15 protein-coding genes are annotated in these 15,417 nt (G+C 38.0%); 10 read left to right on the top strand and 5 right to left on the bottom strand.

Annotation, left to right across the window (positions count from 1 at the left end):
- The first annotated feature begins 7 nt into the window (after positions 1 to 7).
- Positions 8 to 835: an IS3 family transposase gene (locus tag BI350_RS01415; RefSeq protein WP_075526276.1), complete on the top strand. Its 828-nt coding sequence runs from the start codon at positions 8 to 10 to the stop codon at positions 833 to 835.
- A gap of 325 nt (positions 836 to 1,160) precedes the next feature.
- On the opposite strand, the gene BI350_RS01420 is transcribed toward BI350_RS01415, so the two are convergent.
- Positions 1,161 to 2,351 (bottom strand): coenzyme F420-0:L-glutamate ligase, encoded by a 1,191-nt coding sequence (locus BI350_RS01420; RefSeq protein WP_075526499.1) that lies wholly within the window; start codon positions 2,349 to 2,351, stop codon positions 1,161 to 1,163.
- Positions 2,352 to 2,474: 123 nt separating this feature from the next.
- Here BI350_RS01420 and BI350_RS01425 point away from each other — a divergent pair, with 123 nt between their 5' ends.
- The 6 genes from BI350_RS01425 (at position 2,475) to BI350_RS01450 (ending at position 8,305) form a co-directional block, all read left to right on the top strand.
- Positions 2,475 to 3,365 (top strand): LysR family transcriptional regulator, encoded by an 891-nt coding sequence (locus tag BI350_RS01425; RefSeq protein WP_075526500.1) that lies wholly within the window; start codon positions 2,475 to 2,477, stop codon positions 3,363 to 3,365.
- A gap of 238 nt (positions 3,366 to 3,603) precedes the next feature.
- A complete protein-coding gene (locus BI350_RS01430) occupies positions 3,604 to 3,894 on the top strand; it encodes a phospholipase (RefSeq protein WP_082294931.1) in 291 nt (96 codons plus the stop codon).
- Positions 3,895 to 4,309: 415 nt separating this feature from the next.
- Positions 4,310 to 5,488, top strand: a complete 1,179-nt coding sequence (locus BI350_RS01435) for a ParM/StbA family protein (RefSeq protein ID WP_075526502.1) — start codon at positions 4,310 to 4,312, stop codon at positions 5,486 to 5,488.
- A gap of 11 nt (positions 5,489 to 5,499) precedes the next feature.
- On the top strand, positions 5,500 to 6,081 hold the full coding sequence (locus tag BI350_RS01440; protein WP_075526503.1) for a hypothetical protein: 582 nt from the start codon (positions 5,500 to 5,502) through the stop codon (positions 6,079 to 6,081).
- A 198-nt stretch (positions 6,082 to 6,279) separates the two neighbouring features.
- Positions 6,280 to 6,876, top strand: a complete 597-nt coding sequence (locus tag BI350_RS01445) for a malonyl-ACP O-methyltransferase BioC (protein WP_075526504.1) — start codon at positions 6,280 to 6,282, stop codon at positions 6,874 to 6,876.
- A 205-nt stretch (positions 6,877 to 7,081) separates the two neighbouring features.
- A complete protein-coding gene (locus BI350_RS01450; protein WP_245698323.1) occupies positions 7,082 to 8,305 on the top strand; it encodes an MFS transporter in 1,224 nt (407 codons plus the stop codon).
- Positions 8,306 to 8,407: 102 nt separating this feature from the next.
- Here BI350_RS01450 and BI350_RS01455 read toward each other — a convergent pair whose 3' ends face one another.
- A complete protein-coding gene (locus tag BI350_RS01455; protein WP_075526506.1) occupies positions 8,408 to 9,040 on the bottom strand; it encodes a CBS domain-containing protein in 633 nt (210 codons plus the stop codon).
- A 146-nt stretch (positions 9,041 to 9,186) separates the two neighbouring features.
- Entirely contained in the window at positions 9,187 to 9,708 is a 522-nt protein-coding gene (locus BI350_RS01460) for a CueP family metal-binding protein (RefSeq protein WP_075526507.1), read from the bottom strand.
- Positions 9,709 to 9,886: 178 nt separating this feature from the next.
- Here BI350_RS01460 and BI350_RS01465 point away from each other — a divergent pair, with 178 nt between their 5' ends.
- Together BI350_RS01465 and scpC are read left to right on the top strand one after the other, a co-directional pair.
- The gene (locus tag BI350_RS01465) at positions 9,887 to 10,531 is read left to right on the top strand and encodes a LytTR family DNA-binding domain-containing protein (protein WP_075526508.1); all 645 of its coding nucleotides are present in this window, start codon (positions 9,887 to 9,889) and stop codon (positions 10,529 to 10,531) included.
- Between the two features lie 127 nt (positions 10,532 to 10,658).
- Positions 10,659 to 12,173 carry a succinyl-CoA:acetate CoA-transferase ScpC gene (gene scpC / locus BI350_RS01470; RefSeq protein ID WP_075526509.1) on the top strand — a complete coding sequence of 505 codons (1,515 nt, stop codon included), beginning with the start codon at positions 10,659 to 10,661 and terminating at the stop codon, positions 12,171 to 12,173.
- Positions 12,174 to 12,224: 51 nt separating this feature from the next.
- Here scpC and BI350_RS01475 read toward each other — a convergent pair whose 3' ends face one another.
- Positions 12,225 to 12,551, bottom strand: a complete 327-nt coding sequence (locus tag BI350_RS01475) for a DUF3889 domain-containing protein (RefSeq protein WP_075526510.1) — start codon at positions 12,549 to 12,551, stop codon at positions 12,225 to 12,227.
- A 316-nt stretch (positions 12,552 to 12,867) separates the two neighbouring features.
- On the opposite strand from BI350_RS01475, the gene dacB reads away from it, so the two are divergent.
- Positions 12,868 to 14,427: a D-alanyl-D-alanine carboxypeptidase/D-alanyl-D-alanine endopeptidase gene (dacB, locus tag BI350_RS01480; RefSeq protein WP_082294933.1), complete on the top strand. Its 1,560-nt coding sequence runs from the start codon at positions 12,868 to 12,870 to the stop codon at positions 14,425 to 14,427.
- Positions 14,428 to 14,472: 45 nt separating this feature from the next.
- On the opposite strand, the gene rluF is transcribed toward dacB, so the two are convergent.
- Positions 14,473 to 15,177, bottom strand: coding sequence for a 23S rRNA pseudouridine(2604) synthase RluF (gene rluF / locus BI350_RS01485; protein ID WP_075526511.1), 705 nt, complete (start codon positions 15,175 to 15,177; stop codon positions 14,473 to 14,475).
- Between the last annotated feature and the right edge of the window lie 240 nt (positions 15,178 to 15,417).

The raw sequence follows: 15,417 nt of genomic DNA on the forward strand, positions 1-15,417 counted from the left end.
AGAGGAAATGAAAGGAAAATACACAATTACCTCTATCTTATCGGCATTACAAGTTCCCCGTTCAAACTATTATAGATGGCTTGGCGAAGAGCGTGAGAAATCACTTTCAACCAAAGAAGAGGCAATCATTGAACTGTGCAAGAAAACTAAGTATCGCTATGGACACAGAAAAATTAAAGCTCTGTTAAAGAAAGAATATGGGATTAGATTAAATCGTAATACGGTTCAATCAATCATGCAAAAGCATAATGTACAATGTCGTGTTAAGCCTAAAAGAAAATGGAAGTCACAAGGTGAAACAGTCGTAATCAGACCTAATCTGCTTAATCGTCATTTTACTGCAAGTGCACCAAATGAGAAGTGGGTAACTGATATTACCTATATTCAATATGGTAGTAAAACAAAATATCTCTCCACTATTATGGATTTATATAATAATGAAATTGTAGCCTACAAATTGTACGATCATCAACAGACATCCCTTGTCATCGATACCCTTAAGGGGGCATTAGAAGCCCGCAACAACCCTGAAGGAGTTATCATTCATTGCGATCAAGGTACCGTGTACACATCATACGCATTCCAAGATTATGTAACGGCAAATCATCTGGTATGCAGTATGTCACGGAGAGGGAATTGTTGGGATAACGCAGTTATAGAATCGTTCCACTCAAGCTTGAAATCTGAAGAGTTTCAGTATGTTAAATTCAATTCACTTAGTAATGCAGAAGTCACTAAACGCGTCACTGACTATTTAAATTATTATAATGAAGAACGTATTCAGGAAAAACTAGGCTACCTTTCACCAAGAGAATATTTTGTAGAAGCAGCCTAGCGACTGTTGTTTTATACGTGTCTCAAATCGATATGTCAGTCTACAACGCTGCGATGAAAGAACGCAACATTATTCCAAAAGTATGCAACGCTCTCGGAAGGATGCAACGTATAGCTGGAAGTACACAACGCTGCGATGAAAGTACACAACACTATTTCAAAAGTATGCAACGCTCTATAAAGTACGCAACGTATAACCGAAAGTACACAACGTTATAGTAAAAGCACACAACACCAAGCTGGCTCGCACAACCTTAGAAATAAAAAAACCCCCTAGAATGCTCAAAATCTGCATTCTAGGGGGTTGAAAAATATTCTGGATGAGTTTATTTTGTAAAGTTATCAAAATATCCTTGGATAAAGACGATTGGTGTACCTTTGTCGCCGCTTCCGGATGTTAAATCAGCTAATGAACCAATTAAATCAGTTAGTTTTCTTGGTGTTGTTCCTTGAGCTTCAAGGGAGTCAGCTAAAGCATCCTCTCTTGAGTCGATGAATTCTGAAATGGCTTGTTTCAACTCATCTCCTCTTAACTCAGCAAAATTGTTATCAGCAAGGTATTTTAATTTAATTTCGTTAGGTGTACCGTCAAGTCCAGGTGTATATGCCGGTGAAACAACCGGGTCAGCAAGTTCCCAAATTTTCCCGACAGGATCCTTGAAAGCACCGTCTCCATAAACCATTACTTCAACTGTTTTTCCCGTTTTTTCTTTCAACATTTTTTGAATGTTATCGACGACAGGCTGGCAGTCACGCGGGAATAGCTTCATACCGTCATCTGTTGCAGTATTAGAGCCAAGCAGACCATAATCTTCGTTATAACCGCTACCGTCGATGGATTCCGTTAAAATATCGTCTAGGCTATAGACTTTTTGGCCGCCATTTTTTCTTAAAATTCTTTTCGTTCTTTCTCTTGAATGCACATCGCATGCAAGAATGCTTGTTGTATGTTCTAAAATCGTTTCTGGCTTATTCGAGAAAATAATTTCAGATTCTGTATCGAATTCAGCAGCTAACGTCTTGTAATATTCAATATAATCAATGCCTGTGAAAGCGTGTTTATTCACACCAAAAAGTTCACGGAACTCTTTTTCAGTGAGCACATCCACCCATGGGTTGATGCCTTTTTCATCGAGCTTATCGAGATCAACTAAGTGATTGCCCACCTCATCGGATGGATAGCTAAGCATAATAACAATTTTCTTAGCACCTTTCGCAATTCCGCGGAGACAGTTTCCAAAGCGGTTACGGCTTAAAATAGGGAAAATAACACCTATCGTATCATCGCCAAACTTCGCTTCAATGTCTTTCGCAATATGATCGATTGTCGCATAGTTTCCTTGTGCACGGGCAACGATAGATTCTGTAATCGCGACAATGTCTCTGTCATTCACCTGTAAGCCTTCAACTTCAGAAGCTTTCAGCACACTATCTACAACAATTTCTTCAATATGATCCCCTTCATTGATGATTGGGCAACGAAGACCTCTTGCAACTGTTCCAACTACTCGTTCCACTCTCATTCGCTCCTTATATGTACCGAATTTACTTAAAGTATATCTCATCTACTTGTAATATACACCGTAACAGTGGTATAAGTAAAATTAATATATCGAATGGTGGGTATAAGGGGTGCTTATATGGTTAGTAAATTAGACCTTTATAAAATCTTTTGTCAGGTAGGAGAAAGTAAAAGTTTTTCACAAGCTGCAAAAGCATTGTATATGACACAGCCGGCCGTGAGCCAGTCAATCATGCAGTTGGAAAGAGAATTGGACATACGTCTCTTTCATCGAACGCCTCAAGGGACGTTTCTGACTGACGAAGGAAAAGTTCTTTTTGAATATGCGAATTCTGCTTTAAATTTATTGAATGTCGGACAAGAAAAAATGATTGAATTTAAAAATTTAACAGCAGGCGAATTAAAAATTGGTGTAGGCGATACGATTTCTAGGTATTTTCTGCTTCCATATTTAGAGCGGTTTCATAATCGTTATCCGAATGTAAAATTTAAAATTGAAAATGGTACGACATCTGAGTTATGTACCTTTTTAAAAGCGGGGGAAGTAGATATCGTAGTATGTAATTTCCCTTTAGCGGATTCAGCGCTTACATTGAAGCCATTTATTGACGTCCATGATATTTTTGTTTGCGGGGAGAAATACAGACATATTTTAACCAATCCGATAAGCTATGAAGAACTAATGAAGTATCCGTTAATTTTTCTTGAACCGAAGTCAAATTCTCGTCAATACGTTGAAAAGTTTATCCTATCAAAAGGTGTACAAATTGAGCCGGAGTTTGAATTAGGATCACATGACCTACTATTAGAGTTTGCCAAAATCAATTTAGGCATTGCATGCGTGACGAAGGAATTCTCTCAAGATTATATAAATAAAGGGATTGTCTCTGAAGTGAAAACAAAAGAAGCCATTCCGAAAAGAGAAATCGGTGTTTGTTATTTGGAGAGTGTGCCTTTGTCTTTGGCAGCAACTCGTTTTGTAGAAATGGTGGAAAGTGATAATAGATGAAGGGGATAGGGCTGCCAAACAGTCCTATTTCTTTTGTTTGATTATATATCAAGCTAATTTAATCAATCCTTTCTAAGTCCACTGAATGTATACTTTACCGAAAGGGATTTTGCTCAATATTATTTCGGCCTCTCATTTTTGACTAAGTCTTTCCATTCTTGTTTAGGTATACGTATATAAGAACGGTAAGTCAGGTGAATAAACTATAGTAAAGCCTGACGAATGAGGAGGGAATTGAATGCATCGTAGGGAACATCATGGATTTCGTTTTTGTATATTTCCTGGCTATAACTGGTGCGGTCCAAGATGTAATGGACCTAGTGAACCTGTTAATGAAATTGATGCGGCTTGTAAAGCACATGATAAGTGTTACGAATTATATGGTGACAAGTGTTTTTGTGATGAAGATTTTCTTCGCAGATTATATCCGTATATACACGAACGCTCCCAGTTAGGAAAGCATGCACGATTAATTTACCGTTATATGAAAATACAACATCAGTTCACTTGCCGTTTTGGTCGTTATTAACATTACAAGATACAGGATCATAATGAATCCAAGAAAATATTAAAAATAGTCGTTCCAGTGCTGCTTGGTCATAATGGCAGAACCGGAACTTTTACATATTCGTTAATTTACAAACGGAAAAGAGGAAGATAAAAGAACTATGTATTAAATGAAATCTCTGATTTATCTGTCTTGGGCAATGTATACGCTTTACGTATACATGTAAACATCAATAGCGCATTTGTATACTTTCGTGTATACAAGTTTACGAAGTCGTTTGCATGTTGATGTGACAACGTTTACGTTTCGTGTACATGTTTACAGTTTTGTATACATGATTACTGTTATGTAAAAGATAATTAAATAGAATTGACCCGCCGCTAAAAGTCCGATACTCTTTTAGTAGTAAGAGATATTAATAGAGAGGATGATTCCCTTGACAGAAAGTCGTATTGCAGCAATTGATGTAGGAAATGATTCGTTGAAAGCAATTTTTGGTAAGTTGGAAGCAGAACTTAATATACCTAATGTTATTGCTCAAGACATTGAAGATCGTCCGATTATTGGAATTGAAGAATTGGATAAGCAAGACCCTACTGATGGGATTCATATTCGTTTGCACTCGCCTTCCCTCAGTGATAACAATTCTATTTACCGTGTTGGGAATTTGGCTACGAAGGGCAATAATCCAACTGAGCTAGACCCAGGAAGCAATAAATCAGAGGAAGATCAGACACTTGTTATGTTGTTTGCAGCATTGGCATTAGATGCGGCACGCGACGAAAATAAAAATGTCTTCAAACGTTCTAATAATGTTATTGAAGCTACTTATACACTCGGAACAGGGCTCCCGCTTAGGGAAGTAAAAGAAGGAAGAGACGTCGGTTATCGTTCTCAATTACTTGGATCTGTTCACCAAGTGGAGTTTTTGGTTACACCTAAATATCAAGGTTTGAAAGTGAATATTAAGTTTGAAGAAGTAAAAGTTTATCCGGAAGGTTTCGCTGCATTTATTAACCTAGTGATGGATAATAATTTAAATGTCATTAATAAAGAACTGATTGATAAGAGAATCCTTATCCAAGATATTGGGGGATTATCGACTGACGTTGCAGTTATTAAGGATAGAAAAGTCGACGATGATAAGGCACAAGGATTCAATTTGGGTGTCTCAGAGTCTCTTGATGCAATCCGTGAAGAAATCTTTTCGAGGTACGGCGTCGAGTTGGACAGCCGTCTAGACGTTGTAGAGATTATTACGAAGAAAAACGACCGGAATCATATTATGGTAAGAGGAAGTCGGACAAGCGTTCATGATATCGTTGACCGTGAACTGTTAGAGTTAGCGAAAAAGCAATACCGTCATTTACGGAATGTATGGCAAAGAAACTCGCAGTCTGAAATTTGCTATTTCATCGGTGGAGGCTCACTAATTCTAAAAGATTATTTGAAAGCTTTAAATAATAGCCTTGATGGATTTAATATTGATTTCTTTGAGGATGAAAAAGAAAGTGTCTGGATGATGGCAAATGCATATTACAAGTTAATTTCAGACTTCGCATCCAAAAACCAAAAGGTCAAACAGAAAGAAGAGAAGTTGGTCAAAACGAAATAGGGTGATAGTTCATGAAGGAAACAGGATTGAAGAGGGGGCAACCTATTACGTTTCGTATCCCATCAGATACATCCGATCACGTGTTAAAGCAATTGCAAACTCTAAGAGATGTTGAAAAGAGGAACTTTTCGAGTAAAATAGCAGAATTCGTTATAAATGGTGTGACTGATTCTTTAGTGAAGCATAGGGAAGCAATCACAGTACCACTTCCGAAAGGCCTAACGAAGGCGCAAAGGGATTGGTTGAAGCATGAACATTCTGAGGCACTCTTAGGGAGTATTGTTTATCAGTTAATGTCAGATCCAATACGAACTTCTGCACTTTTTGCATCATTGAATAGTAATGCATTAGAAGTAGAGGATGCGCTCTATCTTCAGGAAGAACAAACGACGATAGACGATTTAGAAGCCGAGCGAAAAATTGTAATTGAGAGCAAACAAGATAATGGTAATTCTTCCTCGATGACAGGCAATATAGAAGACGACTTAGATAATATTGACTGGGAAAGTTTTAGGACGTCCAGCGAACCTGTCGAAACAGAGGAAGAAGAGTCAAATCCGCTTGGCGACTTCCTTGCGCAAATGAATAAATAAAAATGGTAGGCTACCTGTTTCCAGTAATGGAGTAAGGTAGCCTAATTTTTTTGGAGAAAACTAAACTGTTTTGAATACGCAAATCCAATAAGTATATTTGCCTCTATTATTTGCACTTATTAAACAGGTAAAGTTGAAGAAAGGAAGAAAGAGTAGTAAGGTAAGAGAGTTACTATAATCAAAAGTGAGGAATAGGAATTGGCTGAATTAAAGTACGAACAGGTGCTCAATATCCGAACAACTGGCTTAAGAGAGTGGCGAAAAGAAACACATTATCATCGTTATGAAGCAACGCCGTATAAAGCATTGGATGAGCTATTTAAAGTTTATAAACTAGAGCGATCAGATAGGGTAGTAGATTTTGGATGCGGACGAGGACGTGTCTCTTTTTATATTCACAATCGTTTTAAAATACCGGTCACAGGTGTAGAAGTTAATGATTTAACGTTTGATGAAGCACTAGATAACAAGAGAAGTTATCGTTATATTGCAAAGGATATAGAAGCGCCTATTCAATTTGACTATGCGCTTGCTGAACAATATGACGTATCTGAAACAGATAACGTATTTTACTTTTTCAATCCGTTTTCTGTCGATATATTTAAAAAAGTAGTACATAACATTTTGAATTCGGTTAAGGTAAATAATCGTCCGATTGATTTAATTTTATATTATCCAACTGGAAGTTATAAAAACTTTATTGCAAAAAATACACCATTTAAGCTGATGAATAAAGTTAAAGTTCCAGATGCCCGTGATAGAAAAGAAAAGTTTTTAGTCTATCGTTTAGCTTAAGCAATGCTCTCCTTTGTAAAAGAAGGGGAGTTTTTTTGTTTTAAAGTTAAAATAGCATAACGGAATACTTAAAGCCTAGTTACTGTTGTAAAAGTAAGTTTAGAGTTTTTGCCATATTCCCCATTAACTTGTTGTACACTAGACTAACAAAGGAATGGAAGGGGGCAATTGGTTGAGAAAGTTTACGAAGGTAGAGAACAGTTGGATGATGTATGACTGGGCAAACTCCGCTTATTCTGTGATTATTACAACTGCTGTTTTTCCGATTTTCTATAAGTCAGTCGCTTCAAGCGCTGGCGTCAGCAATGCGGATTCTACCGCATATTTGGGATATGCGGTTGCAATTGCAACGTTTATTTTAGCAATGATCGGCCCGATATTAGGGTCAATTGCAGACTATGAAGGGTTAAAGAAAAAATTCTTCTTTTTCTTTTTTGCCGTGGGTTCATTGTCAACGTTATCGTTGGCGTTTGTCCCGGAAGGAAATTGGATTTGGTTGTTAATTATTTATACGATTACAGCGGTCGGTTTTCATGGGGCAAACATTTTCTATGATGCATTTCTTGTAGACGTCACCCCCGCCAATAGAATGGATAATATTTCAGCGAGAGGTTTCGGTTTAGGATATATCGGTAGTGCCATACCTTTTATTATAAGCATCGCGATTATTTTACTTGCAGACAGCGGTGTACTCCCGCTCTCAATGACGATTGCGACGAAGCTGGCTTTTGTGATTACCGCGATTTGGTGGATTACATTTACCATTCCGATGTTGAAAAATGTCATTCAAATTCACAGTGTTCCACGTGAATCATCAATTATTGTCGGAAGTTTTAAAAGACTAGGTTCGACATTTAAGGATATTCGAAAGTATCGCCATGTGTTTTTATTTTTAATTGCTTATTTCTTTTATATTGACGGTGTTGGAACGATTATTTCGATGTCTACCGCTTATGGGACAGATTTAGGGATTAGCGCGACAACGCTCCTAATTGTTTTACTCGTGACACAAATCGTCGCTGCACCATTTGCGGTCATTTACGGGCGACTGTCGGATAAGTTCACGGGGAAGAAAATGTTATATGTCGGGATAGGTGTCTATATTATTGTTTGTATTTATGCATTTTTCATGAAAACGGAACTAGATTTTTGGATTCTTGCCATGCTCGTTGCAACGTCTCAGGGCGGTATTCAATCTTTAAGTCGTTCTTATTTCGCGAAACTTGTTCCAAAAGAAAAATCCAATGAGTTTTTTGGGTTTTATAATATTTTCGGTAAGTTTGCATCGGTGATGGGTCCGTTATTGCTCGGTGCGACGACACAAATTACAGGAAGTTCGTCATATGGGGTCTTTAGTTTAGTGCTCTTATTTATTGTTGGTGGGGTTATTTTAAAATTTGTACCTGAACAAGATGCCGAAGTGGTTTAAGATATCGCTAAAAAAGTAAGTGGAGAAATTGAAGTCTTCACTTACTTTTTTATGCCTGAAGCTTAATGAACGCTTCTACGCTTGAATAAACTAGCTATCCATTCATTGCCGACTTTCAAGATAATCAATATGTAAAATACGGAATCCGTTGTTTTCTAGTCTATCTTTGATGTCCTGAATTTCTGCTTCAGACTTTCCACTTTCTAATGTAATCACGACTCGTCTTGCGACAACGGAGCCATTGTCTAGTGTAAACATGCCTTCAATATTTTCTCCACGGAGTGTTTTCGTTAACTTTTCAATCATGCCTTTCGCTTCAATCGAGGAAATGGTGATGTTAATTCCACCGGTATGTAAGCCGAAAGCATCTTCTAAAACACTTTCTACTTTGTTATGCGTCAAAATACCGATGAGTTTCCCATCTTCCACGACGCTAATGAATGGTAATGCTTTGATTTCTAGTAGTGCATTTAAAAATGGAGAACGTTGATGGATGTATAGGTCATGGTGTTTCAGTAGGTGATCAATGTTGTTCTTTTCTGCACCATTATTTTCGTAAATGTCTTCCATAACATGCACTTTGTAAACCATTCCTTTATAATGGCCCTCCTCATTGACTACTGGAATGCAGCGGTAGCCGCTTTTTTTCAAAGTATCATATACATCTTGAACGCTTTGGTTGTTGTTGACGGTAACGACTTCATGTAAATCCAAATATAAATCCCGAACAAACATTGCAAGTCCCTCCTTGTGTCAGTTATCAAAATCTTTAGATTACTAGTTAACTATAACATGAAATTGTAGAAAGTACTTTATTTTACATATAAAAAGAACCGTGATGAGTGATATGAGTACTCTCCCGGTTCAAAGTGTCTTCAATGTTATGTAAGTTGCATTGTTGTAATGCATGTGTTGTCGCCTTCAAATGTAGAAATAGTCGATTCAACTGTCTTGTCTTCATGTGTTATTTTAACTTGGTAGTTTTTATCGCGTGGTAACCATAAATCGATAAATCCATTTTCTAAAGATGTGATGGTTTCGTCAACGACCACATTGCCGTCCTCGTCTTGGATAAGTACATCAAATTCTTTTTCAACGAGCTCTCCTTGACATCCTGTTAAACTATGGATTGCACAGGGATGTGTAGTTTCGACAAAAGGTGCAATGGAAACAAAGAATTCATCACTTGGCAAGTCGAATGCTGTTTCTTTGCCTTTCTCATTCACAATGAGTTCATGAGATGTAATAGAAGCCGTTACATCGTCTTCAAAGCTTCCGACACTATATTCATGTACCTTTTCTTTTATATCTTTTACTACACTTTCACCCGATGAATCATTGCTGCAAGCGACTAGCATAAAACTTAGCAATAAAACGAATACTGTCAGTAAACCTTTTCTCATTAGGTATTTCACTCCGTTTCTTGATCCCATATTTTGTTGGTAATGAATTAATTTCAAATCAGTTCTATTATATATATCATAGAATGTATTGCGAGGCGTATCAACTTTAGGCAGTTATGTAAAAGGAATTAAACCTTCAATTGTGTCAAATGATAGAATAGATGAAGGAGGTAGTTTAATGAATCAGTTATCAATGGGGTCATTATTAGATGTTATGGGTGAGTTATTTTCAGATGAAGTATCAATTGCTGTTTCAAATACAAAAGAATATATCTATTATCGGCCGAGTAAACGGGTGGATTTGAAAATTAATGAGGGTGATTTAGTAAAAGAAGGGACGCTTGCTTACAAGGCAATTGTCCAAAATCAGAAAGTGTCTGAATTTGTTAATAGAAATATATTTGGTGTTCCTTATCATGGGATGGCGGTACCTTATTATCATGAAGGTCAATTGGCCGGATGCGTCCTTGCCATCTATCCGGCGTATACAGATGGGAAATCGGTTGTGACAGTGAAGACCCAGGATGGATGGTGTCCCATTTCATTTAAAGATGTTACATACGTTGAAGTTAAAAACAGGAAAACGTTTGTTGTAGGGAATGGACTGATTGGCACTCATAAAAATACCTTGCAAGAATTCGAATACATCTTGCCAAAGGATTCTTTTGTACGTTGTCACCGCTCCTTTATCGTAAATGTTCACCATATACAAGAAATTTTTCCTGATACACATTCCACATTTTTACTGGCAATGAAAGATGGTACGAAAATTCCGGTGAGTCAATCGTATTCGAGTTATTTTAGAAAGTTATTGGGTTTTTAACGGATTCTGTTTCAAACGTGATATTTCGTGCTTTAGTGACATTTTTTCTTGTTCCGCCCGTAAACTCACTTTTAGGTTACCGTTTACGGTAGAATTAACTAAAAGTTATGAAAAGGGGCATAAGTTAATGAGAAATCATATGGACCGAATTAGACATGTCCAATTGAAAGATGCAATTGTCTCGGCGGAAGAAGCTGCTTCATGGATTGAAGATGGCATGACACTTGGAATAAGTGGTTTTACACGTGCGGGAGATGCGAAAGCCGTTCCGTTAGCTTTGGTGAAACGTGCGGATACTGAAAAGTTTAAAGTGAATGTCTTTACAGGTGCTTCATTAGGTTCGGATATTGATCGTTTACTCGCAGAAGCTGGCATTGTCAATAAACGTTTACCATTCCAAGCAGACCCAGTAATGAGGAATAAAATAAATGCTGGGGAACATTTATTTGTCGACCATCATTTATCACACACTGCTGAACTAATTCGAGCAGAAGTTATCGAGCCAATCGATTATGCAATTGTGGAAGCGGTTTCAATTACGGAGGATGGAATGTTGATTCCTTCAACTTCTGTAGGAAATTCACTTGCATTTGCAAAGCATGCAAAATCAATCATTATTGAAATTAATACAGCGCAGACTACAGAGTTAGAAGGCGTGCATGATTTGTATGACTTGGAAAAACAAGGCGAAAGAGATCCAATTCAATTAACGAAAGCAGATGATCGAATTGGTACCGTTGGAATTCCAATCGATATCGATAAAGTAAAAGGTATTGTGTTGACTCATCAACCAGACTCTCCTTCTACAATCGTAGATCCTGATGAGGAAACAGAAATTATGGCTGGTCATTTATTGACATTTTTACGTTCAGAAATTGCTGCGGGTAGACTGACTGAAAAGCTAGCACCGTTACAATCAGGTATCGGTTCAGTTGCAAATGCGGTTCTTCATGGCATGGTTCAGTCGGAATTCGAGGATCTAGAAGTTTACTCTGAAGTGCTTCAAGATGCAGTATTTGATTTAATTGACGCGGGCAAAGTTCGCTTTGCTTCATGTGCTTCCATTACATTGTCTGAAGAGAAAATGGATAAAGTCTTTAATAATTTCGAAGAATATCGTGATAAGCTTGTGATGCGTCCACAAGAAATGTCCAATCATCCAGAAATTATTCGTCGTCTCGGATTAATTTCTATTAACACTGCATTAGAGTTAGATATTTACGGAAACGTTAACTCAACGCATGTTTCAGGAACGAAAATGATGAATGGGATTGGCGGATCTGGGGACTTTGCTCGTAATGCGAGACTGGCAATATTCGTGACGAAGTCGATTGCGAAGGGCGGCGACATTTCAAGTATCGTGCCATTCGTTTCTCACGTTGACCATACTGAACATGATGTTGACGTCATCGTTACAGAACAAGGGTATGCAGATTTACGTGGTTTAGCACCAAGAGAACGTGTAGGACTCATTATAGAAAACTGTGCACATCCGATGTACAAAGAACAACTGCGTGAGTATTATGAAGAAGCACTTGAAAGAGGCGGTCACACACCTCATGTATTAGAAAAAGCTTTCTCATGGCATACTAATTTTGCGGAAAACGGTACAATGCTTGAACTTACAAAGGAATACGCTTAAAAGTCGAGAGGTTGTCTATATAGACAGCCTCTTTTTTAATTCAATCATGTCCTATTGTGTTGTTTCTTGAAATTCAATGTGAACGACTTCCTCTGATTCAGTAGTAAACTCAATTCTCACCAATACACCAAACTCTTTGTCCGCTTCTTTTAACCATAATTTAAATTTTGCAATCGTTGTCTTCTCTTTAAATTCGCTTCCTTCATATAGGTAATCAATGATATTCGCATTCGGATATTTAAAATGTGTCTCTTTCATCGCAAGTGCTCCCCATTTCGCATAGGCCGGAACTTCAAATTGCGCATACGTATTCATTGGGGTTTGTGTGAATGTTGAACTCATAATCATAAAGATGCTAACAATCAATAGTTTTAGCATAAGTGACCTCATCTCCTTGACTATAGGATGAGTCATTTAGATACGATTATGCCAGGTACTGCTAAACAGGTGCATTACATAGATTACAATACATTGGTAAGTGTTATTTTATTTAAAGGAATGATTTTGCTTTTTTCAACGTAAGCTTACTCTATATGTGTTTTGAAATAAACATCGTCATAAACTAATATGTCGTTTATTGTCGTGAGGATTAGCTAAGGAGATTTTATGAGCACCTTTCCTGATATCAGTAGTTTTTCGATCATCTTCATTACCTTAATTAAACATTTAAAACGCTGATGAAAGAGGTTTTTAATTGAAAAAAAGACGCATATGGAAATGGATAAGTGTAGTTGTTGTACTCTCGTTAATTTTAACGATGTATGTTTGGAAGTCGCGTGGAGATGAACTTGAAATTGAACCGAGTCCCTCAAAAGAAGCGGTATTTCTTGAATCAACTGCATCTGTCGAACAGATAGCGCTGCATGATGACGAGCAATTCGATGGGATCAATAAAGTGTTACAAGATTCAAGGTTGCAAGGTGCAACCACTACAATTAGTATACGTCGTGCATCAGATGGTGAGTTGTTATATGAAAATAATGGTGATGTTCGAGTTCGACCTGCGTCTGTCATGAAATTATTTACAGCTGCGACCGCATTAGAAAGACTTGGAAGTGATCACGTTTTTAAAACGGCAGTCTATACGGACGGAAAGATTGAAGATGGAATTTTACATGGAGACATTTATTTAGTTGGACAAGGTGATCCGACTTTGACACAAGAAGATTTAAATACACTCGCGCAAATGGTTAAGGAAAAAGGTGTTCATACAATTAATGGGAATATTTACGGTGATGATACATGGTATGACAATGTTCGTCTGTCTCAGGACTTAAATTGGTCTGATGAACCTTATTACACCGGGGCTCAAATATCTGCATTAACTTTTTCGCCTAATGAGGATTATGATGCTGGAACAGTGATTGTCGAAGTGTATCCGGGGGCAAAAGCCGGCGAACAAGCGAGCATCGGATTGGTGCCTAAAAATGACTATGTTCATATTATGAATGAAACGAAAACCGTTCAGAAAAAGGGGGACAAGTCTCTTACTGCAGAACGGATACATGGAACAAATACGATTGTCGTCAAAGGGACGATTCCAGTCGGAGGACAAAAGACAAGAATTTGGGCGTCTGTTTGGGAACCGACGATCTATACAGTTCACTTATTCAAAAATACGCTTGAAAAGCAAGGCATTCAACTACCAACAGTTTACAAAGTAGAACGTAAGACAAGACCAAAGGAGACCTTTCAGTTAGCTGAAAACAGTTCAATACCTTTAGAGGAACTGCTCGTTCCTTTTATGAAGCTGAGCAACAACGGCCACGGTGAAGTGTTGGTGAAAGAGATGGGGAAAGTTATCGGTGAAGAAGGCAGTTGGGACAAGGGACTTGTTGTCATGAATGACACCCTCAACGAAATCGGGCTTGAAACAAATACGATGCTATTTCGGGATGGTTCAGGCATGTCTCATAAAACACTTGTTACGACAAACGAAGTGACGAGGTTATTATATGTTGCGCAAGAGAAAAGTTGGTATCCAACATTTTTAGAATCCTTGCCGATTGCTGGATATGATGAAAGATTTCAGGGCGGCACACTTCGTTATCGAATGTCAAATACAGTCGCAACAGGAAAAGTACGGGCTAAAACTGGGACATTAAACGGCGTCACTTCATTGGCGGGTTATGTCGAAAAGTCAGATGGTGATGACCTGATTTTTTCTATTATTATTAATAACCATTTAGACGACTCAACCTATGATGTCATCGATCAAATAGTCGTGATGTTGGCAGGAGATGAGGTCAATTAAAAACATTCCCACCAAGTATGAGGGTTGGTGGGAATTGTTTCTGGTTTATTTATTAGGCTTATAGTTCAGCATGGTAAACATTTCATCAAGTTCTTTTTTTGTCAGGTCACGCCATTGGCCAATTGGTAAATTCCCAAGATGGATGTTGAGAATTCTCGTGCGTTGCAACGTCCTAACTGTATAGCCAAGCGCTGAACACATGCGACGAATTTGGCGGTTTAAGCCTTGTGTCAAAGTAATGTTAAATTTACGAGGGCCTAGTTGGCGAACTTTACAACGTTTTGTCGTTGTGCCAAGAATTTCAACGCCCGACTCCATTTTACGAATAAATTCTTTCGTAATTGGTTTATCGACGGTGACGATGTATTCTTTTTCATGGCCATGTTCTTCACGTAAAATTTCATTGACAATATCCCCGTCATTCGTTAAAAGTAAAAGGCCATTTGAATCTTTGTCGAGTCTTCCAATATGGAAGATGCGCAGTGGATGATTAACGAAATCGACGACATTGCCTTCAATATGGCGCTCCGTCGTACTTGTAATGCCAACGGGTTTGTTCAATGCGATGTAAACAAGCTCTGTTTCAAGTTGAACTGGTTTTCCATCTGCGCGGACATCATCGCCTTCATTGACGCGGCTTCCTAACTCGGCAGGCTGCCCGTTAATCGTAATTCGCCCATCTTCAATCCACTTATCAGCCCCGCGTCTTGAAACAATTCCGGCCGAGCTCAAAAATTTATTAATTCGCATTAGTGTCATCCTATCTATTTACGGTATTTTTAACGTTTCCACGGTAAAATCATTATGATATAGTCGACATAAGTTTATCTAACCAATTGGTGAAATTCAATTATAGGGTCCTTCACAAACTATGTTGATTTCCGTTCCGGGCGGACGCTTTCCGTGGGGCCGGCGGTAAGCCAATCGCAATACGAAGATTGCGATTTGCCGTATTTCTGCTGTTTTTGCAGAAATTAAGGCATCCTCTTG

The organism is Sporosarcina ureilytica (assembly GCF_001753205.1).
Classification (GTDB): Bacteria; Bacillota; Bacilli; order Bacillales_A; family Planococcaceae; genus Sporosarcina; species Sporosarcina ureilytica.